The organism is Serpentinicella alkaliphila, assembly GCF_018141405.1.
GTDB classification, from domain to species: domain Bacteria; phylum Bacillota; class Clostridia; order Peptostreptococcales; family Natronincolaceae; genus Serpentinicella; species Serpentinicella alkaliphila.
In genome coordinates this window covers 189,421-213,436 of the sequence record NZ_CP058648.1, presented here as the reverse complement: position 1 = coordinate 213,436, position 24,016 = coordinate 189,421, and the positions used below count along the sequence as shown (strand labels likewise).

At 31.5% G+C, this 24,016-nt stretch carries 27 protein-coding genes; 24 read left to right on the top strand and 3 right to left on the bottom strand.

Going from position 1 to position 24,016, the window contains the following annotated elements; translation table 11 throughout:
• Positions 1 to 100: 100 nt before the first annotated feature.
• From HZR23_RS01260 to HZR23_RS01240, 5 genes are all read left to right on the top strand, one after another.
• Positions 101 to 1,003: a hypothetical protein gene (locus HZR23_RS01260; protein WP_132847785.1), complete on the top strand. Its 903-nt coding sequence runs from the start codon at positions 101 to 103 to the stop codon at positions 1,001 to 1,003.
• A 15-nt stretch (positions 1,004 to 1,018) separates the two neighbouring features.
• A complete protein-coding gene (locus HZR23_RS01255) occupies positions 1,019 to 2,281 on the top strand; it encodes a CapA family protein (RefSeq protein ID WP_132847784.1) in 1,263 nt (420 codons plus the stop codon).
• Positions 2,282 to 2,415: 134 nt separating this feature from the next.
• On the top strand, positions 2,416 to 3,420 hold the full coding sequence (locus HZR23_RS01250) for an acyl-CoA dehydratase activase-related protein (RefSeq protein ID WP_132847783.1): 1,005 nt from the start codon (positions 2,416 to 2,418) through the stop codon (positions 3,418 to 3,420).
• A gap of 3 nt (positions 3,421 to 3,423) precedes the next feature.
• The gene (locus HZR23_RS01245; RefSeq protein WP_132847782.1) at positions 3,424 to 4,515 is read left to right on the top strand and encodes an acyl-CoA dehydratase activase-related protein; all 1,092 of its coding nucleotides are present in this window, start codon (positions 3,424 to 3,426) and stop codon (positions 4,513 to 4,515) included.
• 13 nt (positions 4,516 to 4,528) lie between these two features.
• Positions 4,529 to 5,491: an acyl-CoA dehydratase activase gene (locus tag HZR23_RS01240; RefSeq protein ID WP_132847781.1), complete on the top strand. Its 963-nt coding sequence runs from the start codon at positions 4,529 to 4,531 to the stop codon at positions 5,489 to 5,491.
• Between the two features lie 123 nt (positions 5,492 to 5,614).
• On the opposite strand, the gene HZR23_RS01235 is transcribed toward HZR23_RS01240, so the two are convergent.
• Positions 5,615 to 6,175, bottom strand: coding sequence for a hemerythrin domain-containing protein (locus tag HZR23_RS01235; RefSeq protein WP_132847780.1), 561 nt, complete (start codon positions 6,173 to 6,175; stop codon positions 5,615 to 5,617).
• Between the two features lie 191 nt (positions 6,176 to 6,366).
• Between HZR23_RS01235 and HZR23_RS01230 the strand changes: the two genes are divergently transcribed.
• The 9 genes from HZR23_RS01230 to HZR23_RS01190 all read left to right on the top strand — a co-directional run bounded on the left by HZR23_RS01230 (position 6,367) and on the right by HZR23_RS01190 (position 14,832).
• Positions 6,367 to 7,125, top strand: a complete 759-nt coding sequence (locus HZR23_RS01230; RefSeq protein WP_132847779.1) for a DUF1385 domain-containing protein — start codon at positions 6,367 to 6,369, stop codon at positions 7,123 to 7,125.
• 99 nt (positions 7,126 to 7,224) lie between these two features.
• Positions 7,225 to 7,437: a hypothetical protein gene (locus tag HZR23_RS01225; RefSeq protein WP_132847778.1), complete on the top strand. Its 213-nt coding sequence runs from the start codon at positions 7,225 to 7,227 to the stop codon at positions 7,435 to 7,437.
• A 178-nt stretch (positions 7,438 to 7,615) separates the two neighbouring features.
• Positions 7,616 to 7,843 (top strand): alpha/beta-type small acid-soluble spore protein, encoded by a 228-nt coding sequence (locus HZR23_RS01220; RefSeq protein WP_132847777.1) that lies wholly within the window; start codon positions 7,616 to 7,618, stop codon positions 7,841 to 7,843.
• 165 nt (positions 7,844 to 8,008) lie between these two features.
• Positions 8,009 to 9,124: a rod shape-determining protein RodA gene (rodA, locus tag HZR23_RS01215; RefSeq protein WP_207667841.1), complete on the top strand. Its 1,116-nt coding sequence runs from the start codon at positions 8,009 to 8,011 to the stop codon at positions 9,122 to 9,124.
• A 143-nt stretch (positions 9,125 to 9,267) separates the two neighbouring features.
• Entirely contained in the window at positions 9,268 to 10,599 is a 1,332-nt protein-coding gene (gene mgtE / locus HZR23_RS01210) for a magnesium transporter (protein WP_132847776.1), read from the top strand.
• 108 nt (positions 10,600 to 10,707) lie between these two features.
• The gene (gene sleB, locus HZR23_RS01205) at positions 10,708 to 11,397 is read left to right on the top strand and encodes a spore cortex-lytic enzyme (protein WP_132847775.1); all 690 of its coding nucleotides are present in this window, start codon (positions 10,708 to 10,710) and stop codon (positions 11,395 to 11,397) included.
• A gap of 15 nt (positions 11,398 to 11,412) precedes the next feature.
• On the top strand, positions 11,413 to 12,768 hold the full coding sequence (ypeB, locus tag HZR23_RS01200) for a germination protein YpeB (RefSeq protein WP_132847774.1): 1,356 nt from the start codon (positions 11,413 to 11,415) through the stop codon (positions 12,766 to 12,768).
• Positions 12,769 to 12,897: 129 nt separating this feature from the next.
• The gene (locus HZR23_RS01195; protein WP_132847773.1) at positions 12,898 to 13,785 is read left to right on the top strand and encodes a fumarylacetoacetate hydrolase family protein; all 888 of its coding nucleotides are present in this window, start codon (positions 12,898 to 12,900) and stop codon (positions 13,783 to 13,785) included.
• A gap of 87 nt (positions 13,786 to 13,872) precedes the next feature.
• Positions 13,873 to 14,832 carry a GGDEF domain-containing protein gene (locus tag HZR23_RS01190; protein ID WP_132847772.1) on the top strand — a complete coding sequence of 320 codons (960 nt, stop codon included), beginning with the start codon at positions 13,873 to 13,875 and terminating at the stop codon, positions 14,830 to 14,832.
• A 61-nt stretch (positions 14,833 to 14,893) separates the two neighbouring features.
• Here the strand turns inward: HZR23_RS01190 and HZR23_RS01185 are convergent, their stop codons facing one another.
• Complete coding sequence (locus tag HZR23_RS01185) at positions 14,894 to 15,271, bottom strand: DUF805 domain-containing protein (RefSeq protein ID WP_132847771.1); 378 nt, start codon at positions 15,269 to 15,271, stop codon at positions 14,894 to 14,896.
• A gap of 191 nt (positions 15,272 to 15,462) precedes the next feature.
• On the opposite strand from HZR23_RS01185, the gene HZR23_RS01180 reads away from it, so the two are divergent.
• From HZR23_RS01180 to HZR23_RS01140, 9 genes are all read left to right on the top strand, one after another.
• A complete protein-coding gene (locus HZR23_RS01180; RefSeq protein ID WP_132847770.1) occupies positions 15,463 to 15,831 on the top strand; it encodes a hypothetical protein in 369 nt (122 codons plus the stop codon).
• Between the two features lie 100 nt (positions 15,832 to 15,931).
• The gene (locus HZR23_RS01175) at positions 15,932 to 16,714 is read left to right on the top strand and encodes an ATP-binding protein (protein WP_132847769.1); all 783 of its coding nucleotides are present in this window, start codon (positions 15,932 to 15,934) and stop codon (positions 16,712 to 16,714) included.
• Positions 16,715 to 16,827: 113 nt separating this feature from the next.
• Positions 16,828 to 17,646, top strand: coding sequence for a glutamate racemase (gene murI, locus HZR23_RS01170; RefSeq protein WP_243098169.1), 819 nt, complete (start codon positions 16,828 to 16,830; stop codon positions 17,644 to 17,646).
• Between the two features lie 173 nt (positions 17,647 to 17,819).
• Positions 17,820 to 17,903: an excisionase family DNA-binding protein gene (locus HZR23_RS17945; RefSeq protein WP_132847819.1), complete on the top strand. Its 84-nt coding sequence runs from the start codon at positions 17,820 to 17,822 to the stop codon at positions 17,901 to 17,903.
• A gap of 15 nt (positions 17,904 to 17,918) precedes the next feature.
• Complete coding sequence (locus HZR23_RS01160; RefSeq protein WP_132847768.1) at positions 17,919 to 18,266, top strand: IS607 family transposase; 348 nt, start codon at positions 17,919 to 17,921, stop codon at positions 18,264 to 18,266.
• Positions 18,267 to 18,301: 35 nt separating this feature from the next.
• Complete coding sequence (locus tag HZR23_RS01155; protein WP_132847767.1) at positions 18,302 to 18,541, top strand: YkoF family thiamine/hydroxymethylpyrimidine-binding protein; 240 nt, start codon at positions 18,302 to 18,304, stop codon at positions 18,539 to 18,541.
• A 228-nt stretch (positions 18,542 to 18,769) separates the two neighbouring features.
• Positions 18,770 to 20,902: a ribonucleoside triphosphate reductase gene (locus tag HZR23_RS01150; RefSeq protein ID WP_132847766.1), complete on the top strand. Its 2,133-nt coding sequence runs from the start codon at positions 18,770 to 18,772 to the stop codon at positions 20,900 to 20,902.
• 19 nt (positions 20,903 to 20,921) lie between these two features.
• Positions 20,922 to 21,605: an anaerobic ribonucleoside-triphosphate reductase activating protein gene (locus HZR23_RS01145; protein WP_132847765.1), complete on the top strand. Its 684-nt coding sequence runs from the start codon at positions 20,922 to 20,924 to the stop codon at positions 21,603 to 21,605.
• A 163-nt stretch (positions 21,606 to 21,768) separates the two neighbouring features.
• On the top strand, positions 21,769 to 22,074 hold the full coding sequence (locus HZR23_RS01140; RefSeq protein WP_132847764.1) for a YciI family protein: 306 nt from the start codon (positions 21,769 to 21,771) through the stop codon (positions 22,072 to 22,074).
• A gap of 68 nt (positions 22,075 to 22,142) precedes the next feature.
• Here HZR23_RS01140 and HZR23_RS01135 read toward each other — a convergent pair whose 3' ends face one another.
• A complete protein-coding gene (locus HZR23_RS01135) occupies positions 22,143 to 22,610 on the bottom strand; it encodes a metal-dependent transcriptional regulator (RefSeq protein ID WP_132847763.1) in 468 nt (155 codons plus the stop codon).
• 262 nt (positions 22,611 to 22,872) lie between these two features.
• On the opposite strand from HZR23_RS01135, the gene HZR23_RS01130 reads away from it, so the two are divergent.
• Positions 22,873 to 23,748, top strand: coding sequence for a cation diffusion facilitator family transporter (locus tag HZR23_RS01130; RefSeq protein ID WP_132847762.1), 876 nt, complete (start codon positions 22,873 to 22,875; stop codon positions 23,746 to 23,748).
• The last annotated feature ends 268 nt before the right edge of the window (positions 23,749 to 24,016 follow it).

The window sequence follows — 24,016 nt, the reverse complement described above, 5'->3', positions numbered from 1 at the left end:
TCTCATTTTTGTCAATTTTAAAGGGTTTTTAAAAATCATTGGAGAATAAAATAGACATAATAAATAACGAAATTTAATTATAACTAAGGAGGTAATTTATTTGGATCAGAAAATTAAATCGCTAGAATTTATGTCAACAGATAGAAAAATTGCATACGCAAAAATATTAGCTCTAATGCTATCTTTAAATTTAATTGAGGATAAAGTAATCGCCTTTTATAGATTGCTAAGTCAAATTAGATTGAATACAGAAAGACGTATGATACTACTAAACTATATTAATAATCCAAAGGATGAGATGGCAAATCTCTGTATGGATATATTAAAGGACTTAAGTGAACAAGAGAAAAATATAGTTAGATTTTCTTTAATGAAGGATTTAGTGATTCTTACTAGAGCAGGAGAGGTAGCTTCCTTAGGAGAAAAGAAGCTATTTAACAAAATCAAAGAATTATTTTTAGTACCAGATGAGTATATTGGATATTTTGAAGAGGAATATGAGCAGGATCAAATGTTTTTAAATGGTAACTTAGAGGATACGGATATTTTAAGATGTGCACAGGAGCAAATAGCCCTGACATCTTCTATAGGAATTCCAGCAACCTATTTATATTATAAAGGATACTTAAAGGAAGTGTTATATTATAAAAAAAGTAGTGATATTATGCTAAGGCTACAGAGGATGGGTTTAATAAAAAGAAAACGAAAGAAAGTTAAATTAACGGATTTAGTAATAGCAGTATCCTTAGGTGTTTTATCTTATGGTGTAGCAAATTTAATGATCAATAAAAAAATAGATACAGAAAATGAGTTAAATGAAATGATTTTTGACCGAGCACAGAAGTTACATAATAGGGCCATTTCATATTTAACTAGGGATATAGAGTATATAAAAAGCCATTTGGATTCTGCAAAGGACAGTGAAGAAAAATTACTTACTAATGTGAGTTTGTTAGAAAAGTCGTTAGATAAGTTTAAGAATTCTAAAGTAGTACTACTTTAATGGTAGGTGATATTATTGATTTCGTGTAAAAGATATAAAGCCTTTTTAGCTATATTTTCACTGCTCATTATATTCCAGTTGTTTGTAGGATGCACCTATGGGTATAAAGAATCTCAAGTCCCTATTATGGAAGAAGAAATTGTTGAACTTGAACCTGTATATGTTAGTATATCTGCCGTAGGGGATGTGATGATGCACAATCCACAGATAAAAGCATATTATCAAAATGACAACTATGACTTTACACATAATTTTGGAAAAATAGCACCCTATATTAGACAGTCACATATATCTATAGCAAATTTAGAGACAACATTTGGTGGAAAAGCCCGAGGTTATTCGGGTTATCCGATGTTTAATTCTCCAGATGAACTTGCAGACGCCTTAGTTTGGGCTGGATTTAATGTCATATCTACAGTTAATAATCATACAATGGATACAGGGATAAAAGGTTTACACAGAACTTTAGAAGTTTTGGATTCCAAAGAATTATCTGTAGTAGGTACAAAAAGTAAAGTTGAAGAAGACAGCTTTACTATTAAGGACGTAAACGGAATCAAAGTGGGGATTACAGCATACACCTATGAAACTCCTAGATTTGGTACGTTTAAGACTCTAAATGGTATAAAGGTTCCAAAGGAGGCTGAGGATCTTATAGATAGCTTTTCATATGAATTCTTTGAGGAAGACTTATTAAAGATTAAAGATAGAATTGATTTAATGAGAGATAAGGGGGCGGAAATTATTGTTTTCTGTGTACACTGGGGACAGGAGTACCAAAGGACACCAAATAGTTATCAAACCCAAATGGCCAAAAAATTATCAGACTATGGTGTAAATGTCATATTTGGGAGCCACCCCCACGTTTTGCAGCCAATAGAAATTATTGAGTCAGAAGAAAGCCAAACAAAGACATTGGTTGCATATTCACTAGGTAACTTTATATCTAATCAACGTTTCGAGACTGTAAATAATCGTTATACTGAAGATGGTATGATTTTAACAGTTGAGTTTAAAAAAGATTTAAATAATAACGAAATATCTTTAAATAATGTAATGTATATGCCTACCTGGGTACACCGCTACAGAGAAGCTGGGAGACTTAGATATGAGGTTTTACCCGTTTTAGAATTTATAGACAGTGAGGAGAATAATTCCTTTAACCTCCCTAAAGAAACTCTATGGAGAATTAAAAATTCTAAAGACAATACATTGGAATTAGTGGACTTGGATGGAGAGTACATAAGAGAACAGCAGATTATTAGGCAGGCGAACTGATAAAAGTTTTGAGAAAAAAAGGAAAAAAATGATTTGTGTTGAAATAGTAAATAGTGGTATTTTAAAAAGTTGTCTTTGTATTAAATAATTTACTTAAATATGGCTGATTTTTTAAACGATAGGGGGAAACAAAGGTGAAAATAGGTATACCACAAAGTTTATTATATGCATACTATTTTCCTTTCTGGAAGACTTATTTTGAAGAATTGGGACATGAAGTTGTAGTAACACCAATGACTACTAAAGGGATTATAGATAGAGGGGTTAAGGCATCGGTGCCTGAAATTTGTGTACCAATTAAGATATATCTAGGGCATGTAATAACATTATTAGAAGAAGTTGACTATATATTTGTACCTAGGTTCGTATCTATTAGAAAAGGGCAGTTTTTTTGCCCTAAATTTATGGGTTTACCGGATATGGTTCGATACACATTTAAAGGTATTGAAGAAAAATTGATATCACCAATGATAAAAACAAATAGTGATAACATTGGGAATACATTTAGTGATTATAAGTTCATGGAAAAAATGTTTGGTATTTCAAGTCAAAAAAATATAAAGGCATTAGAGAAGGCAAATGAAGTATGGTTAAGATTTAGAGAATATTCTAAAAAGGGATATACGATAACTGAGGCTATGAAAATAGTATTGGATGGTTACGGTGAAAGTAGCTTTAGCACTAATTCAGACTCTAATAGTTCTGTTACAATTGGTCTTATCGGATATGTCTATAATATTTATGACTCCTTCATAAGTATGGATATACTTAATCGTCTAAGAGAAATGGGAGTAAAAGTAAAAACCTTTGAAATGCTTGAGGAAGATAGTTTAGAAAAAGAACTACAACGAATGAATAATAAAACAATGTTTTGGACCTTTAGTGATAAACTATTAGCTGCGGGATATTCTTTCTATAATAATCCTGAGGTAGATGGACTAATCCATGTTACGGCCTTTGGTTGTGGGCCTGATTCAATGCTTGGAAAGCTACTAGATATGGATACTGTTGAATACAATAAACCATTTATGACAGTCCGTGTAGATGAACATACTGGAGAAAATCATCTACAAACTAGAATTGAGGCTTTTATAGATATGCTTAAAAGAAGAAAAATGAATATGAAGAGAGGTGCCTGAATTATGAAGGTGTCTTTTCCTTATATGGGAACAACAGTTATTTATAAAAAGCTTTTAGAGCAACTAGGGCATGATGTTATAATGCCCCCTATTCCAAGTCAAAAAACAATAAATCTTGGTGTTAAATATAGTCCGGAATTTGCTTGCTTTCCACTAAAAGTTATTATGGGAAGCTACATGGAGGCTATCGAAAAAGGAGCAGAGGTTATTATAACTTCTGGTGGGCATGGCCCATGTAGAGCAGGATTTTATGAACAGGTCCATAGTAGAATATTAAAGCAAGAGGGACATAATGTTGAATTCATTGTTTTTAACTCGATGTTTAGGGATTTTAAAAATTTCTATAAAAATCTAATGAGGATTAAAGCTGATAATTCTTGGATAAAGGTTGCTAAATCACTTATGCTTGTATACGATATGATGAAAAAGCTTGATGTACTAGAAAAAGAAGTTCAAGTAATACGTGCATATGAGATTAAAAAAGGTGAAACTACAAGAATTTGGGAGAATATTCAAAGAATATTTGATCAAGCAAATAATAAAAAACAAATAAGAGAAGCCTTTGAAAAGGGTAAGGAACTTCTTTCTAAAGTTAGAAAGCATGATGTTAAGCCTCAAAATAGATTAAGAGTTGGTATTGTTGGAGAAATATACGTTGTTATGGAGCCTTCCATTAATATGAAGATGGAAGAATTGCTTGGGTCATTAGGTGTTGAGGTTGAGCGATCCCAATATTTATCCCAGTGGGTAGATTATAATGTATTACCTGATTTTATGAATTATACCCATGAAAAAGAAGTACTCAAAAAAGGAGAAAAGTACTTACCTATAGAAATAGGAGGACACGCTAAACAAACCTTAGGACAAATTGTTGATTTTAGTAAGCGAGGTTTTGATGGAGTTGTTCATTTGATGCCCTTTGGTTGTTTACCAGAGTTGGTCTCTCAAAGTATTATTCCTAGAATAACTGAGGATTTAGGAATTCCCGTATTAACCTTATCAATTGATGAGCAAACAGGTGTTGCAAATAATCTTACAAGAGTTGAAGCTTTTTTAGATTTAATTCGAGGAAAACATTCAAAAAAAATATCATAAGGGGATGAAATAAATGCAAGAGGTGTATTTAGGGATCGATGTTGGGTCTGTAAGTACTAACATTGTGGCGATTAACAGGAGTGGAGAGGTTTTATACAGTAAATATATAAGAACAAATGGGCAACCCTTAGATTCAGTGAAAAATGGATTAAAGGAATTAAACAGTGAAATTGGTAATGAAATAGTAGTAAAGGGTATTGGAACAACTGGGAGTGGAAGACAGTTAATAGGGGTTATGGTTGGGGCTGACGTAGTAAAAAATGAAATTACTGCCCATGCTACAGCGACTATTCATGAGGTCCCTAATGTTAAAACAATTTTTGAGATAGGCGGCCAAGATTCAAAAATTATTATTATAGAAGATCAAATGGTCGTTGATTTTGCAATGAATACAGTATGCGCTGCTGGGACGGGTTCATTTTTAGATCATCAGTCTGAGCGGTTAGGAATACCTATTGAAGAATTCGGGGATATGGCATTAACAGCCCAGAGGGATGTCCGTATAGCTGGAAGATGTACTGTTTTTGCAGAATCTGACATGATTGCAAAGCAACAATTTGGATTCTCAAAAGCGGAAATAATCAAAGGCTTAAGTGAAGCCTTAGTTCGTAATTACATTAATAACTTAGGTAGGGGAAAGAAAATTGAGCCACCATTTGTATTTCAAGGTGGTGTAGCTGCTAATAAAGGCATAAGAAGTGCTTTTGAAAAAGAAATTAATAATGAAGTTATTATACCGAAACATTTTAATATAATGGGGGCAATTGGAGCAGCCCTTTTAGCTATGGATCATATGATTGAGACTGGGGAACAGACTAAATTTAGAGGGTTCCAAGCAGCCGATTTTGAATTTGTACCTTCTACATTTAATTGCGAAGACTGCTCAAATGGTTGTGAAGTAATTAAGGTTGAGTTAAATAAAGAAGTTGTGGCTATGTGGGGCGATAGGTGTAGTAAATGGACAAATAGTCTATAATGAAAACGGCTAGAAATAGTCGTTTTTTGTTTTTAGGTTTATTTAAAAAACAAAAAAGGCTCCTGGAATAACCAGTGCCTTAATATTACCCAGTATGTACTACTGTGGTCAAAGATTCTATATTTAAACAGATGCTACGTATTTTTCAAGTCGTTCTAAGAGTTCAACATATTTATTTTCAGTTTCATCACTTTTTAATCTATCTTTACTTTTTTCGAAGTCTTCATCTACTGTTTTTTTAGCTTCTTCATTAAGATTACTTTCTGCAAAAGTGAAAATAGCATTATCTTCTTTATCGATATGACGGTAAAGTAAATCTGTGTAGCATATAGCATTTGAAATTATATCTATTTTTGCATCTTCATCACCATTTTTTGATTTTTCTAAAGATTCCTCTAGGGTTTTGATAAATAATCTGCCTAAATCATGTTCCGCTAGCATTCCGAATATGGGACCTTGTTGAATTGTAGGACCAAGCTCTGTCGACATAGAAGCAAAGTAAATGTCCTCTTCTTTACCATGATGAAATTTGTCAGCATAGTTTCTAATGAAGTCAATTGCATCATAGAAGCCCTCATAATATACTTCCTGATTAAAAAACACCTGACGACATAATTTTCTTACAACTACTAACATGCGTTTAATATTTTTATGTTCTGCTACTAAAACATCTGTTGCTTTCATTAATACCCCTCCTAAATTTATGTATGATTTATTTAGTATTAGTATAAACTCATAGTTAGGTTTTAAGCAGTGATATTCGTCAAAAAAAGTATAAATATTTAAATAAATTTTGTTTTTTCAAAACATAATATATAATTAAGTTAATAGTAAATATTAAAAACAGTTCATTACTGTTTAAAGGGTGTGAAAAGATGAGAGTTGGAGGTTATGCAAATAGTTGTGGAATAACCTTTTATAATAAAGTATTTAAGGTAAGCTCATGCTTAAAAAATGGTGTAGTGCTAGATGACATAAAGTGGATTTTTCCTACTAAATGGTTTGTAAAGCTAGAGCGAGTACCTTTTTTAGGTGGACTGGTTGTATTGTATTATCAATGGAAAATATTTAGTACAAGAACTAAATTTATATATACATTTTTAATATTACTTATGATATTGGATGAGATTATGAAGTTTGCTTATATAATCCCTAACTATTATAATTATCTATTTGGTATCACCGCTTTAGGTATTATTCTTAATTTAAAGATAATTATGCGTATTTTTAGATTTCATGGAGCTGAACATAAGGTTATTAACTGTTATAGTGAGCATGGCTATATTAATTATGAATTAGTAAAAAAGGCATCTAGGTTTAATAAACGATGTGGATCAAATTTAGTTTTAATATTTTTGTTGTTATATTTAATTATGTGTGCCATAGGCCATGATTCCTTAATAGCCATTTTGTTTATAATGCTACTTAGTATACAAATAATGAAAGTTATAAATAAAAAAGATACTTCCTTTGATAAATATATAAACTTACTTCAATATATAACAGTTCAGGAGCCAAAGGATGAAGAAATCTACTTAGCCACCAATGCTTTTAATAAGTTAATTAAAGCTACTTATATATATGAAGTTGAATGTTATAGAAAAGATAACAAGGACAAGCTAAGTACAATATAATAGAATTTTTACGATATTTTTTTGGAACATCTTTTTGAGTTGTTCATAATATGGAGTAAGAGTGAATTCTATTAAAATTGTATATAGGGGGTTTAAATTATGAGTGAAGCAGCTAGAAATGATTTGTTAAGCAACTTTTTTGGTGGAATCGGTAAAGGAAATAATAGTTGGCTTATCTGCCTAGTTCTTATCCTGTGCTTAAGTGGTGGTTCAGGTTGTGGAATTGGTGGAATATTTGGAGACCAAAATCTAATTCTAATTTTAATTGTATTCTTAGTTTTATTCGGATCTGGCGGATTCTTTAGATTCTAATTAACTAATAGGAAGAGGGACTGTCATTTTGACAGTCTTTTTATTTATGAAAATTATAACAATTTTATCAAAAACTAGCTTCAGTGTATTATATTACAATGATTAAAATGAATTACTCAACACATAATATAAGTGTAGTCAACAGGCTACAAAATTACAAAGGAAGGAGTGACGAAAAGTGCCAAGCAATAATAACTCTGGAAGTGGAAGAAATTCAATCGTAGTTCCTGCAGCTCGTCAAGCTCTAAACCAAATGAAAACTGAAATCGCTAGTGAATTAGGTTTATCAAATTATGAGCAAATCGACAAAGGAAATTTAACAGCAAGACAAAATGGTTACGTTGGTGGATATATGACTAAGAGATTAGTTGAGCAAGCTGAAAGAAGCATGGGTGGACAACAATAATTTAAAACACAAACAATAAAAGCGAAGCGAATTGCTTCGCTTTTATTTGTCTATAATTATAAAGGTTAAGCATATGTAAATCTTTTATTATTGCAAAAGAAAATGTCTTAGAGTAAACTAGTTATGTAGCATAATTATTATGCTCTTAGAATGAGGTGAATTATTTTGAGAATTAAAAACAATAAACTATTAAAAAAGATGGACTTTTATTTAATATTAGATATATTAGTCATATGCTTAATAGGAGTGCTTGTCGTTGCTAGTGCAACACATACTCACCCACTAGGTAGTGCTGGTTTTATTAGGACGCAGATTGCATCTATAATTATTGGCTTTGTTGCAATAGTATTTATTTTATTATTTGACTATAATATATTATCCAAATTTTATTTACCAATATATATTTTTAGTAATGCACTATTAGTTGGAGTTTTGGTTTTTGGTCGTGGGGCTGATGAATGGGGAGCAAATCGTTGGATTAAAATTGGTGGATTTCAGTTCCAACCCGCAGACTTTGTGAAAATTGGTATTATTATATGTCTAGCTAAAATACTAAGTGAGAATAAAAATACTGTTAACAAACCTAAGACCCTGTTGCAAATAATAGGCTTTCTTATTGTTCCAATGGCTTTAATAGCTGTCCAGCCTGACTTGGGAACAACAATGGCTTTTGCAGTTTTTGGATTTGGTATGCTATTTATAGCAGGTTTAAAATATAAATATATTATAATAACAGGAGTAGCTGGTATTTTAAGTTTTCCGTTAATGTGGTTAGGTGTTTTAAAGGATTATCAAAAGGAGAGAATACTAACCTTTATAAATCCAGAACTAGACCCTACTGGAAAAGGATATCAAATTATACAGTCTAAGCTTGCTGTAGGCTCTGGTAAGCTATTTGGTAGAGGGTTATTTCAGGGTACTCAGAACAGACTTGGCTTCCTTCCTGAAAGGCATAATGATTTTATCTTTTCTGTTATGGCAGAGGAGCTAGGTTTTTTAGGGGTGTCTACGCTGGTTGTATTATATTTTATACTACTTTATAAATGCGCAAAAATTGCTAGGGATGCCAAAGATGATTTTGGGGCTTTCTTAGCAACAGGTGTTACTTTTATGTTAGCATTTCATATCTTTGCTAATATTGCTATGACTATTGGTTTAATGCCGGTAACTGGTAAACCATTGCCATTTGTAAGCTATGGTGGTACATTCATGCTTTCAAATATGATGGCAATTGGATTAGTTCTCAACGTAAATATGAGAAGAGACAAAATTAACTTCTAAAAATATATAAAGGTGGTGGTGAAAATGGACTCAAGTCCCGATAGGTATTTAAAAAGAAATTGGTACATTTTTATAGGGAGAGAGTTTTTTTCATCACCAATATGTAAAAACTCTCTTTACTAAGAGTATGAGAGGGTGATTTGATGCTACACAAAATATTAGAACTAATCGAGGCTAAAAAATTTGCTGCATTAAAAGAAGAGCTTAAGGAAATGAGAGCTGTAGATATTGCAGAAATATTTGAAGAATTAGATGTAAAGTATTGCATTATTATATTTAGATTATTACCAAAGGATTTTGCAGCAGATGTTTTTGCATATCTATCTTCCCAGCAAAGAAAGGATATCGTTGCTGCTATACATGAAAAGCATTTAAATGATATTATTGATGAATTATATTTTGATGATATGATAGACTTTCTTGAGGAAATGCCTGCTAATGTAGTTAAAAGAATTTTATTAACTGCTTCCGATGAAGAAAGAAAATTAATTAATCAGTTTCTAAATTACCCAGAAAACTCTGCGGGTAGCTTGATGACAATTGAATATGTAGACTTAAAAAAGGAAATGACTATTAAACAGGCACTAGATCACATAAAGAAAACCGGGGTAGATAAGGAAACTATATACACTAGTTATGTTTTAGATGAGAAGAGAAAATTAGAAGGAATTATATCATTAAGAAAGCTAGTTTTATTAGATGAAAATTTGTTAATTTCAGATGTTATGAACGATGATTTTATCACAACTACTACGTTTGCAGATCAAGAGGAAGTAGTTGTATTATTTAAAAAGTATGACTTATTAACGGTACCAGTAGTAGATAAAGAGGGAAGATTAGTAGGAATTATTACAATTGACGATATCGTTGATGTTATTGATCAAGAAAACACTGAAGACTTCCAAAAAATGGCTGCAATGACGCCTATGGATGAGGAGTATTTAAATAGTAGTGTATTTTCATTGGCTAGAAGAAGGATTGTATGGCTTTTAATATTAATGATTACTGCAACTTTTACTGAAATGATTATTGGTAGGTATGAAGAGATACTAACAGCAGTAGCTGTCTTAGCTGCATCCATACCGATGCTTATGGATACTGCAGGTAATGCTGGTTCTCAGTCTTCAACCCTTATAATAAGGGGTATTGCTCTTGGGGAAGTTCAACTTACAGATTATTTGAAAGTATTCTTTAAAGAATTTAGAGTTAGTTTAATTGTTGGTGCTTCCTTGGCAATAGTAAATATAACTCGTATGCTTGTACTTGGTAATCCATTGAATGTATCATTTACTGTTTCGATTACCTTACTATTAACCATAATGATGGCCAAGATGGTTGGAGGTACCCTTCCAATTATTGCAAAAAAATTAAAATTAGACCCTGCAATTATGGCAGGTCCACTAATTACTACAATAGTGGATGTAATGGCTTTACTTGTATATTTCAATATTGCTGGTGCATTAATAGGTTTTTAGTATTATATAATCTACGTGTTACACGTAGATTTTCTACTTTTTTGGGATAAAATTTATCCTTTTGATAAAAATAATGTTAATTGAAATTAATTTCTAAGGAGGATAAAAATGAGTAGAACTAAAAATATTTCTATTTTTCTTATAACTATAATACTATTCTCTGTTTTTGGCTATATGGGAGCAGAGCTAGTACATGGACAAACTCTTTCTTGGGGGTCCCAGGGAGAGGATGTTACGCTTATGCAAACTAGACTTAGAAATTGGGGCTTCTATGATGGACCGATCAGTGGTATTTTTGGTCAACAAACCTATGATGCGGTTGTTAGATTTCAAAGGGCAAATGGATTAGCTGCAGATGGTATTGTGGGCCCTCAGACTAGGGTAGCAATTGGATTACCAACTCGTACAGGTGGCACAACTACACCTGCCAGTAGAGGTGTATCACGAAGTGATGATGTCCATTTACTAGCTAGAACTATCCACTCTGAGTCAAGAGGGGAACCCTATGAAGGACAAGTTGCAGTGGGAGCTGTTATATTAAACAGGGTTAGAAGTCCTCAGTTTCCAAATACACTAGCAGGGGTAGTTTATCAACCATGTGCCTTTGAACCAGTTAAAAACGGTGCTATAAATCAAGAACCAGGAGAAAGTGCATATAGGGCTGCAAGAGATGCTTTAAATGGATGGGATCCGACTGGAGGAGCATTATACTTCTGGAATCCTGCAACAGCAACAAGTCCATGGATATGGACAAGAAGAATTACATTGAGAATCGGCCGTCACGTATTTGGAGTGTAAAGGAGTGAGTAAATAATGAACTGGAGAAGATATACACTACCTATAGCCCTAGGACTTGCTTTACTAGTATCCATTGGCTGGGGAGCACATCAGTATAATCAAAAAATTGACTATCATACATATTTAGATTTACAATTTCAAAGACAATTTTATGAGTTAATAGGGCATGTTAAAAATGCTCAAGTTGATTTGGCTAAGGCAATGGTTGCGGGATCAACTACTGATACAGCCAAGTATTTGAATGACACAGTTTACCAAAGCTATATGGCGCAAAATAAATTGACCCAGCTTCCATTAGACCATTTAGCCATTAGGAGAGTTGAAAAGTTTTTAAGTCAATTGGGTGATTACTCCACTGCAATGGTGAATAAAAGTTTAGATGGCGTTGTTTTAACTGATGATGAAATGGGAACTTTAACAGATCTACATAGTTATGTAAATCTATTAGCTCAAGAGCTTATTGTACTTCAACAACAAATTGTAAAAGATGGTGTAAACTTTGGGGATCTAAGAAGAAATGCGAATAGAAATTTACAAGCTTTAAATAAAAGAATGGAAACTTTTAATGGATTAATAAATATGGAAGAGAGAATGCAGGAATATCCTGAGTTAATTTATGACGGACCATTTTCTGAACATATGACAGATAGAAAATCTAGGCTTACTGGAAAGGAGATTGATGAAAAGCAAGCAATAGATGTTCTTCGTAATACAATAAAAGAAGATTTGACTAATATAGAAATAGCAGGTGATGTACAAAACACAGTATTTACTGGTTATTATATCAGAGCGCAAAAACCAGGAAATAGAAATGGTGATAATATTTCTGCTGTTGTTACTAGACAAGGTGGAAAACTATTATGGTATATTAACCCTAGAATAATAAATCAGAGTCGTCTAGATAAAGATGAAGCAATTGAAATAGCTCAACAGTTTTTAAACGATACAGGCTATGAACATATGGTACCAACATATACTATTGCATATGAGGGACAAATACTTATAAACTTTGCATATAAGCAGGATAATGTTATTGTATATCCAGATTTAATAAAAGTTAAGGTTGCTTTAGATAACGGAGAAATAATCGGATATGAAGCTCATGGTTTTTTAATGAGTCACCATGAAAGAGATATACCAGACCCAGAAATATCTGAAGAACAAGCAATGGAAAGATTATCTAGTGCTGTTGAAGTAGAAAATGTTAGACTAGTAATAATTCCTACTGCCGGTGATCATGAATTACTTTGCTATGAATTTAGGGTTACCTTTGGTGAAGATAGATTCCTGATTTACATTGATGCAAAAACAGGGGATGAGAGAAAAATACTTTTAATGGTAGAACAGGAAGATGGAACATTAGTAATTTAGAATAAATAATAAAAATAAAAATCTACTTCCTATGAGTAGGTTTTTATTTTTACCTCTGATTTTAGTACTTGAAGGTTAAACAGTGATTTTGTACAATAGAAAGAAATACTTTTGAGGGGAAATGAGAATATGAAATTTGTTACATATATTCATAATGGTATTGAAGAGATAGGGGTATTAAATTCTGAAGAGAATATTGTACTTAATTTAAACCAAGTATTAGGATTCGGTTCTTTTACAACAATGAATGAATTTATTAGTATTTGTAATGATGAGTTGATAAATAAAATTCATAATATTATTCATAGTGATAATATAGAAGGAATTAGTACAGATAGTGTAAAGCTTTGTGCACCAATAACGGTACCAATAAGAAGTGTTATTTGTTTAGGGCTAAATTATCATGCTCATGTTATTGAGCTTAAGGATAGTCTAGGAAATGAAAGAAAGGTACCAGATTACCCTGTATATTTTAGTAAAGTGGCTAATCGAATTATTGGGTCCAATGAATATATAAATAGCCATAAGGAAATTACCGATGAAGTAGATTACGAGGTGGAGCTTGCAGTAATAATAGGAAAAGAAGGTATTAATATTGAAAAAGATAAGGTAGAGGAGTACATTTTTGGTTACTCAATTTTAAACGATATAACAGCTAGAGATTTACAAAAAAAACATACACAGTGGACTAGAGGAAAGGGCTTAGATACTTTTACTGCTATGGGGCCTGCAATTGTACATAAAAGTCAACTACCATTGCCATTGAGCTTAGATTTATATTCTAAGGTAAATGGAGAAATGAGACAGAATTCAAATACTAAATATATGATGTTTGATATTCCTTATATTATAAGTGATATTTCTAAAGGCTTAACATTAAAACCTGGAGATATTATAGCTACTGGTACTCCAGCTGGGGTGGGCAAGGGTTTTAATCCACCTAAATTATTAAAAATCGGGGATATAGTGGAATGTCATATAGATAAAATTGGTACTTTGATTAATATTGTTAAATAAATTCTTTTTAAAATTAATATGGGCTTAACAAAATATGTAAAAAAATCCTCTATAATATAAGATAATACCTTAGATGGGGTGATTTCTATGGAAATATTCATTGGTGATATATCAAAACCAATACGTACTCTATTCATTAGTAGTATTGGTAAGGATGCAAATGAGCTGTTTGAAATGAATAAAAATCTAGAAGGTATAGTTACAATAGACAAGGACTTTAAACCTCAAGGATTAATTACACGTACACAATTTTATCAAAAATTAGGAACAAGATATGGATATGACCTTTACATGCAGCGTCCAATCAATCTACTAATGGATGAGCAACCTTTAATTGTAGACAACTTTAAGTCAATTTTAGAGGTAAGTAATTTGGCAATGAGTAGAAAACAGGAAAAGCTTTATGATTATATAATTGTTACAAGAGATGATATATATTCAGGTGTTGTTAGTATTAAAGATTTATTATTAAAAATTACTGAAATACAAGTATCAATTGCTAGGTTTGAAAATCCTCTTACGGGACTACCGGGTAATATAGTTATAAAGGAAAAGCTTACGGAAATATTAAAAAGCGAAGAGTTTTCTGTACTTTATTTTGATTTGGATAATTTTAAGGCATTTAACGATGTTTATGGATTTAAAGACGGCGATGAGGTTATTCGTAATACAGCACATTTAATAACCTCTGCTATACAAAAGATTGGAAATGGAAATGCCTTTGCAGGCCATATAGGTGGAGATGATTTTATTTCAATTTTAAAATGCCATGAAGTTGATTCTATATGTATGGATATAATCGAACAGTTCCATGCTATAATAAATATATTTTACAAGGAAGAACATCTAAAAAGTGGATATATAATTTCAAAAAACCGAAAGGGAACAAAACAAAAGTTTCCACTGCTATCTTTATCAATAGCAGTGGTTACAAATAAATCTAAAGAGTTTTATTCTGTTGATGAAATTATTAAAGAAGCTGTGACTACTAAGGAAAAATGCAAATCCATAATCGGAAGCTGCTACTGTATAGATGGCATTTTTTAATGTTTAGTGTAATATTTATTATAGCCTATGAAATTAGGCTTTTTTGGATGTATCTAACTTTTTAGATAGCACTATCGTAAAATTCCTTTGGATTTGGCCCATATTTGTTATCGTCTGGTTCACTATCCATAATATCTAATATAAATATCCAAATAATGCCTATTATAGGGATTAATAGAACTAATAGCATCCATCCACTTTTACCTACATCATGAAGCCTTCTAATAGATACCGCAAGACTTGGAAGAAATAATATAATGCTGTATAAAGCTATTATTGGTCCAAACTTATCCATAGGGGTACCAAACAAATTAAAATCTACTATAGATAGGGCTAAACGTATTAAAGCATCGATTAATACAAACATCCAATACTCTTTTCTTCTTGCTCTTCCTTCGAAATCGGAATATTTTTTTAGAACCTCAAAATACCAATACATCCACTTCCCTCCTCCTAATAAATATATTCAACAATCACTTATAAAAAACCTCTACATATTCTATGTCAATAACAATTTAAAGTGTCAATGGTTAATGTCTAAAATAGTTGTTTTTTTGTAGAAAAACTGTTTCCCAAAATACACTTTTAGAATAAGTATATAGAAAGGGATTTTTGTTGGGAGGAATAGCCATGAGTTTTGTTGAGAAATTTTCAGAAGCAGTTTCAGAATCTGTAAAGATGATTTCAAGCAAGTCATCAAATATGGTAGAGATAAGTAAAATGAATTTAAGTATACGTAAAAGAGAAAAAGAAATCGAAAGCCTATTTATGGAAATTGGTGAATTCATTTATAATCAGATGAGAGGCAGGGGAAATATATCTATTGAAGATATACAAGGATTACTAAATAGAATAGACTATTTAAAGAATGATGTAGACACTTTAGAGAAACTCGTATTTAAAATGCAAGATTTTCGAACCTGTGATTATTGTAAAGAAGTATTTGAGAGAGATGTTTCCTATTGTCCTATATGTGGAAAGTATATAAAAAATAATTAAATTTATTAAAAAATTTAGGACCTGTGAGAATTGTCACATACCTATATATGTTTTCACAGTATAATTAACTTAAGATAAATAGATAAGGAGAGTGCTTATTATGGCAATTAGAAAAATAATCGAAATAGATGAAAATAAATGTGACGGATGTGGACTTTGCGTACCAGGATGTGAAGAGGGTGCTATTCAAATTATTGAAGGAAAAGCTAAACTAGTAAGTGATATTTATTGTGACGGGTTAGGTGCCTGCTTAGGTCACTGCCCACAAGGAGCATTAAATATTGTTGAAAGGGAAGCAGATGAATTTGATGAAGTAGCTGTTGAGAAATTATTAGCTAGTCAGGGTAAAACATTTAAACCACAGCATGAGACTCAAAAAAATACTCCACAAGTACCTCATACACCACATCATCACGGACATGGTTGTCCAGGTAGTAGAATGATGAATTTTAATGAGGAACCAAAAAATACAGAAAAAGTATCTATAGGTTCAGAGGATATTGAAGTAAGTATTAAACCTCAATTAAGACAATGGCCTGTGCAGTTAAACTTGGTGCCAGTAAACGCACCTTATTTCGAAAATGCCGATCTATTAGTTACGGCAGACTGTGTGCCTTTTGCATATCCAAATTACCATATAGATTTATTAAAAGGAAAAGCGCTGGCAATTGGTTGTCCAAAGCTTGATGATGTAAATCACTATATTGAAAAGCTAACACAAATAATAAAAAACAATAATTTAAAATCTATTACAGTAGCATATATGGAAGTGCCATGTTGTATGGGAATTGTAATGGCAGTTGATCAAGCTGTAGCAAATGCCAAATCAGATGTAAAGGTTAACAAAGTAAAAATAGGGATAAAAGGTCAAAGAATAGGATAATATTATAGTAAAACCCTTAATATATATTAAGGGTTTTATTTTATAGATAAAAACAAATTTGGATGATATAATTTTAATATAATATTGCTAATTTGTAGAAGTAGGTGAGTATTGTGGAAAATACTTTAAATGAGTCACCAATAGGGGTCTTTGACTCTGGACTTGGTGGAATCAGTGTTTTAGCCCAGTTAGTTGCATGTATGCCTGAAGAAAAGTACATATATTATGGTGATTCAGCTAATGCCCCCTATGGTGTTAGAAGTACAGATGAGGTAAAGGACTTAACTTTTAAAGTAGTTGATAACTTAATAAAATATAATATTAAGGCCCTAGTTGTGGCCTGTAATACTGCAACAAGTGCTGCAATAAATGAATTAAGAAATTTGTACGATATTCCAATAATTGGTATGGAGCCTGCGTTAAAGCCTGCGGTTGAAAAATATCAGTCTAAGGATATTATTGTTATGGCAACACCAGTTACCCTAAGAGAAAAAAAGTTCAATAATTTAATACAACAGTTTAATAGACCAGAAAACATAATTAAACTTCCTTGTCCAGGATTAGTAGAATTGATAGAAGCTAGTGGTGGGCAAAGCGAGGAGATTAAAAATTATTTAAAAAATCAATTTGCACCCTTTAATTTAGCTAATGTAGGTGCAATAGTATTGGGCTGTACTCATTATATATTCATAAAGGATTCGATACGGGAATTAGTAGGAGATAGTATTGAGTTAATAGATGGAAATAGAGGTACAACAAACCACCTATATAAATTATTAGAGGAACAACATAGTAAGAATAAAGCTAAAGTGAATACAGAGATAAAAATTGTGAACTCAAGCAAAGATTTAAGAATGCTAGACTTAAGTAAGGAACTATTAGAGAAGCAGCTAAATCTTTTAGGTTGGAGCGGGTCAATAAAATATGTATAAAAAAAACTGACTTCTGATGTGGATATTGTAGCTATAACATAAACAGACTATTACTAAATATATTAGGAGGTAAAAACAGTTTGGAAAAATAGCATTAAATAGTATTAAAACACAATAAAAAGTATTTTATTCATCTTTAAATATGCTATTATTAGATATAAGGAGATGATTTTATGTCTGATAAAATAATGACTCAGAAAGAAGCTTGTGAATATTTAAATGTTTCAAGAACCACAATTCTTAGGTGGGAAGATTAGGGTGTTTTTAGCCCTATAAGAACAGCTGGAAAACATAGAAGATATAAAATAGAAGACTTGGATAGGATGTTAAATAAGAAATACACACATCATACGCTTAAGAATTGCTTAATATATGCTAGAGTTTCAACAAAAAAACAGCAAGAATCAGGAAATCTAGACAGGCAAATAAACAGGTTGATGGAGTATGCAGTATTAAATAAATTCCACATATCAAACATTTATAAAGAAGTAGCTAGTGGAATTAATGAAAACAGGAAAGAATTAATAAAGTTACTTGAAGATATTAAAAGTTCAGAAATTAATTATTTAATAATAGAGTATAAAGATAGACTTGCGAGACTTGGTTATAGATATATATAAGAATATTGCAAATCTCACAGTGTCGAGGTGTTGTTATGATTCATGCAGAAGCAACTTTATATCCACTAAAGACATCAAATGCAAGTCAAGTAATAAATAGATCAATTGATGCTTTAAAGCAAGAAAAAATAGAATATTCCGTTGGACCAATGGCTACACATATTCATGGTAATGAAGATGATGTATGGAATAGTCTGAAAAATCTATTTGATCAACCTAAACAATCAGGTGGGGAAGTAAGCTTAGTGGTTACTATTACTAATGCAGCAGATTAATTATATAATTATAAATTAGAAGATGTCTACTATAGGCATCTTTTTTAGATGTTAAATCATTTTTTTGTAACCTATGAATAAGAGAGAATTACGATGTTAGGCGAAGAATATTAATAAAAAGTTTAGTTTTTGTGCCTATAGTCTTATTGTAAAAATGGGGTATATTATTGTATTATATACAATATATAGTATTGAGTAATAAATTGAACACACAATAGGGGGAAGATTATGGGAGTTACTAAGGTACAGAAAAGAAATGGGGAAATAGTAGAGTTTAATGCCATGAAAATTAAGGATGCTATTTTTGCTGCTGCTAAATCTGTTGGTGGAACAGATGAAATGAGAGCTGTAAAGCTATCTAAAATAGTAGTTGATATCATTAGTGAAAGCTACAGTGCAAGTATCCCATCAGTAGAGGATATACAAGATATAGTAGAGAAGGTTTTAATAGAAGAAGGTCATGCTAAAACAGCTAAGGCGTACATATTATATAGACAAAAGCACGAAGAGATAAGAGAAATAAAGAATTTATTTATGGATGCAGAAAAAATGATAGAGGAATATGTTAGTTTAGAGGATTGGCGTGTAAATGAAAATGCAAATATGGGCTTTTCCTTACAAGGGCTAAACAATCATATAGTTGAAAGCATTACATCAAAATATTGGTTAAATAAAATATATAATAAGAATTTAAGAGACGCCCATATAAGAGGGGATTTACATATACACGATTTAGGGCTTTTAGCACCGTACTGTTGTGGATGGGATTTAGAAGCATTTTTAAGAAGTGGATTTAAAGGGGCAAAGGGAAAGATAGAATCAAAGCCACCTAAACATTTCGAATCTGCCTTAGGCCAACTAGTAAACCTATTATATACACTTCAGGGTGAGTCTGCTGGAGCACAGGCTGTTTCAAGTATTGATACATATTTAGCACCGTTTATTTACTATGATGGATTAACTTATGAACAGGTTAAAAAGGCATTACAAAGATTTGTATTTAATTTAAATGTTCCAACGAGAGTTGGATTCCAAACGCCGTTTACAAATATAACTTTAGATATAACTCCACATCAACTGCTTAAAAATGTCCCAGCAATAATTGGTGGTAAACATATGGATAAGACTTATGGAGAGTTCCAAAAGGAAATGGATTTATTTAATATGGCATTTTGTGAAGTTATGATGGAGGGTGACGGGGCAGGTAGAGCATTTAGCTTCCCAATACCAACAGTAAATATTACTGATGATTTCCCATGGCAATCAGATGTTGTAAATTCAGTAATGGAAATGACAAGAAAATTCGGTACTCCATACTTTGCAAACTTCTTGAATTCTGATTTATCTCCAGAGGATATAAGAAGTATGTGTTGTAGACTACGTCTTGATAATAGAGAGCTTCGTAAAAGAGGTGGAGGACTATTTGGGGCTAATCCGCTAACTGGTTCTATTAACGTTGTTACTTTAAATATGCCTAGAATAGGATATATCTCTAATTCAGTAGAGGAATTTAAAAAGAGAGTTAGAGAGCTTATGGAGCTAGCAAAGGAAATTTGTGAAGCTAAAAGAGAAGTATTAGAAAGATATATGGATGTAGGGCTATACCCTTACTCTCGTTTTTATTTACAGGATGTAAAGGATGCTACAGGAGAATACTTTAAAAATCATTTCTCTACAATTGGACTTAATGGTATGAATGAGGCGTGTCTTAACCTATTAGGGCAAGATATTACAACTGAGGAAGGTAATGCTTTCGCAGTTGAAATAATGGAGTTTATGAATAGAGTAATACAAATTTTCCAAGAAGAGACAGGAAGTCTTTGGAATTTAGAGGCATCACCGGCAGAAGGTACTGCATATAGATTTGCTAGGTTAGATAAAAAAATGTATCCAAAAATTATTGCCCAGGGAACAGATGAGCCATATTATACAAATTCAACTCAGCTTCCAGTTGGCCATACAGAGGATATATTTGAAGCTATAGCTCTTCAAGAGAACCTTCAAACCTTATACACGGGTGGAACTGTACTTCACGGATTTATAGGTGAAGAAATAGATAGTGTAGAGACTTGCAAAATGTTAATTAAAAATGTAATGAAAAACAGTAAAATACCATACGTAACAATTACTCCTACATTCTCTATTTGCGTAGATCATGGATATATAAAAGGTGAGCAATTTAGTTGTCCTACATGTGGAAAAGAAACAGAAGTATGGACTAGAGTAGTAGGATTCCATAGACCTGTTCAATCCTGGAATAGAGGTAAAAGAGAAGAATTTAAAGATAGAAAGGAATTTTCTGCTCAAAAGAGCCTAAGTCATCTAGAAAACTTAGAAAACCATGAAGAAGCAGCTATATAATTAAAGTTAGGTGGATTATATGAATATACTTGGACAACAAAAATCATCCTTTATTGATTACCCAAATAAAATTTCAACTGTATATTTTACAGGTGGATGCAATTTTAAATGTCCATACTGTCATAATAAGGATCTTGTTAATAGTATAGGAACAAAGTTTTCTGAAGATGAAATATTTTCATTCTTACTAAAAAGAAAAAAGTTTATAGACGCTGTTTGTATTTCCGGTGGAGAACCAACTTTACAGAAAGACCTATATAAATTCATATCTAAGCTAAAGAGTGAAGGATTCTTTGTAAAGCTAGATACAAATGGATATAGTCCTGATATACTAGAATCTTTAATTAAAGATGAAATGCTTGATTACATTGCTATGGATATAAAGGGGCCTTTATATGCATATGAAAAAATAGCAGGGGTCAAGATAGATGTAAATTTAATTAAAAAAAGTATAGATATCATTAAAGGTTCTAATATTGATTATGAGTTTAGAACAACTATATGTAGAGAGCTTATTACTATAAAGGATATAGTAGATATTGCAAATATGCTAAAGGGTAGTAAAAGCTATTTTCTACAAAACTTTAGGGATGGTGACACAGTTTTATATGGTAAGAACTGTTTAACACCATATGATAAAGAAGAGCTAGAAGAGTTAGAAGCTATATTGAAGGATTATTTTGAATTGTTTCGTATTAAATAAATATAATTTTGAGAGTAATAATTTTGATAGTACTTTAAAGAATTAGGTATATGTCTTAACATGTCCTAATTCTTTTTTATAATTATCTATAATAAAAGGATATAGGAGAGTATTGTAGAAATAACTAATATAAAAAGTATATTATTATAGGGAGGAATTTAAAATGCAATTTATGATAACTGGTTACGATGGTACAGATGAGAACGCTCTTGACAGGAGACTAGCAGTTAGGGAAGAGCATTTAAAACTAGCAAAAGAGATGTTTCAACAGAAAAAATGCCTATATGGTGGTGCTATTCTTGATGAAAATGAGAAAATGATAGGATCATGTGTAATTGTTGATTTTGAATCTAGGGCAGCTTTAGATGAGTATTTAAAAGTTGAACCATATGTAATAGGAAATGTATGGCAAAAAATAGAGGTTAAACCTTATAAGGTTGCACCATTGTTTATGGGGCTATATAAATAATATGAAAAGACAAGAATAGGTGTTGAATTCAATGCCTATTTTTTAAAAATAGTTAACATTTCAAATCACTATTTAAGATAATCTTGAAGTCTTTTTTGTAATTCTGGATCATCTTGAAAGAAGTGTATTAATAGATCAATCTTTTTTAATGTATCAAAGTCTATGGAATGCTCAAGTGCTTCAGTTTGAGATAGCAAATTCATATTTGTATTTAATAACATTAAAAAATCTTTAATTGTATTATGTCTATATAACAGAAATTCCCCAACTGATTTACCTTTTTCAGTTAATCGGATAATACCATATTTCTCATAATTTAGTAGACCGAGATGAGTAAGTTTTTGTACCATTTTAGAGGCGGAAGAAGCTTTAACGTTAAGTTCCTTAGATAAGGTGTTAATTCTAGTATAGTTATCCTCTAGGCATTGTCTATAAATCATTTCCATATAATCTTCCATACTATCAGTTAATTGTTTATTATCCCTTTTTTGAAGCTCATATCCTCTAACAGTTGTGTATTTCTCTTTATTTTTCATATATATCACAACCTTATATTTTATTGTATTTTAATAACTTTAGTACGTTCATACCATTATATGCGGAACACTTTATATATATTTTCATATATTGGTCATGGGAAGATGTTTTTCACGTGACTAAAATAATTAAATAAAATTAAAAATACAAAAAATGAGTAAGTAAACTTTATTAAATTAGTTGATAGAGAAAAGTAGATGGTTTTTACAAATATTTAATAAGGTATGAAAGTAATAGATCTATAAAGAGGTGATTAAAAGTATGGATAAGTTCAAAGCAGCTTATATGGCAATAGGAGTTAGTATGTTTTTAGTTATATTTAAGGTTTCAATAGGAATTTTAACTAATTCTATAAGTATAATATCCGATGCCATGCATTCATCTATGGATGTTATAGCATCTACGCTGACTTTAATTGCTATGAAGCTTGCAAAAACACCAGAGGACAAATGTCATAACTATGGGCATGGTAAATATGAGGATTTAGCGGCTGCAACCCAGAGTATACTAATTTTTATAGTCTCAGTAACAATAATTACTCAGGCGGCTTCTAGAATAATTAACCAAAATCTTATTACAGACACTCTACCAGGTATTTTTGTGATGCTAGTCTCCATTACATTACACTCAGTAACTGTATTTATTATGTTAAAGTCTGCAAAAAAAGAAGGCTCCATAGCCCTTAGAGCCAATGCACTACATCTACTTTCTGATGTAATAACTTCTATTGGAGTTATAGTGGGATTAATAATTATAAACTTTACTGGTCTTAAGATTATTGACCCAATAGCTGCAATAGTTGTTGCATTGATAATAATAAAGACCGGCTATGACATTGGAAAAGAATCAATCGCTCAGTTATTAGATAAAAGTCTTAGTACAGAGGAGACAAAATTAATAGGAGAAATAATTGAGAAACATAGTCCGCCTGTGTTAGAGTATCATCATCTTAGAACACGACGGGTAGGTCAAGCTAAACAAGTAGATTTCCACTTGATTTTTCCTACTAGTTATAGTTTATTAGAGGCTCACAATATATCAAATAGCATAGAGTTAGATATTCATCAAAATATTCCAGCTGTCAGAACTACTATTCACTTAGAGCCGGAATCACATTATCATCCATATAAGTATTAGAATATTATATTTACTTAATGACTAAAGATAATTGTAGATATAGCCTCTGTATTTGAAATGAGTATAGAGGTTTATATTTTTGTATAGACTATATATGAAAATACTAGGGACTTATAGAAGATTAAAGTCTAAATATCAAACTGCTATTCTTTTGCTAATCTAATGTTGACAAAAGGTGAAAAAGTATGATTAAATAAAAATAGATTTATTGAAAAATCAATAGTTTTGCTTAGTCATGAATAGTCGTGATTAAGCCCAGACAGTTCGT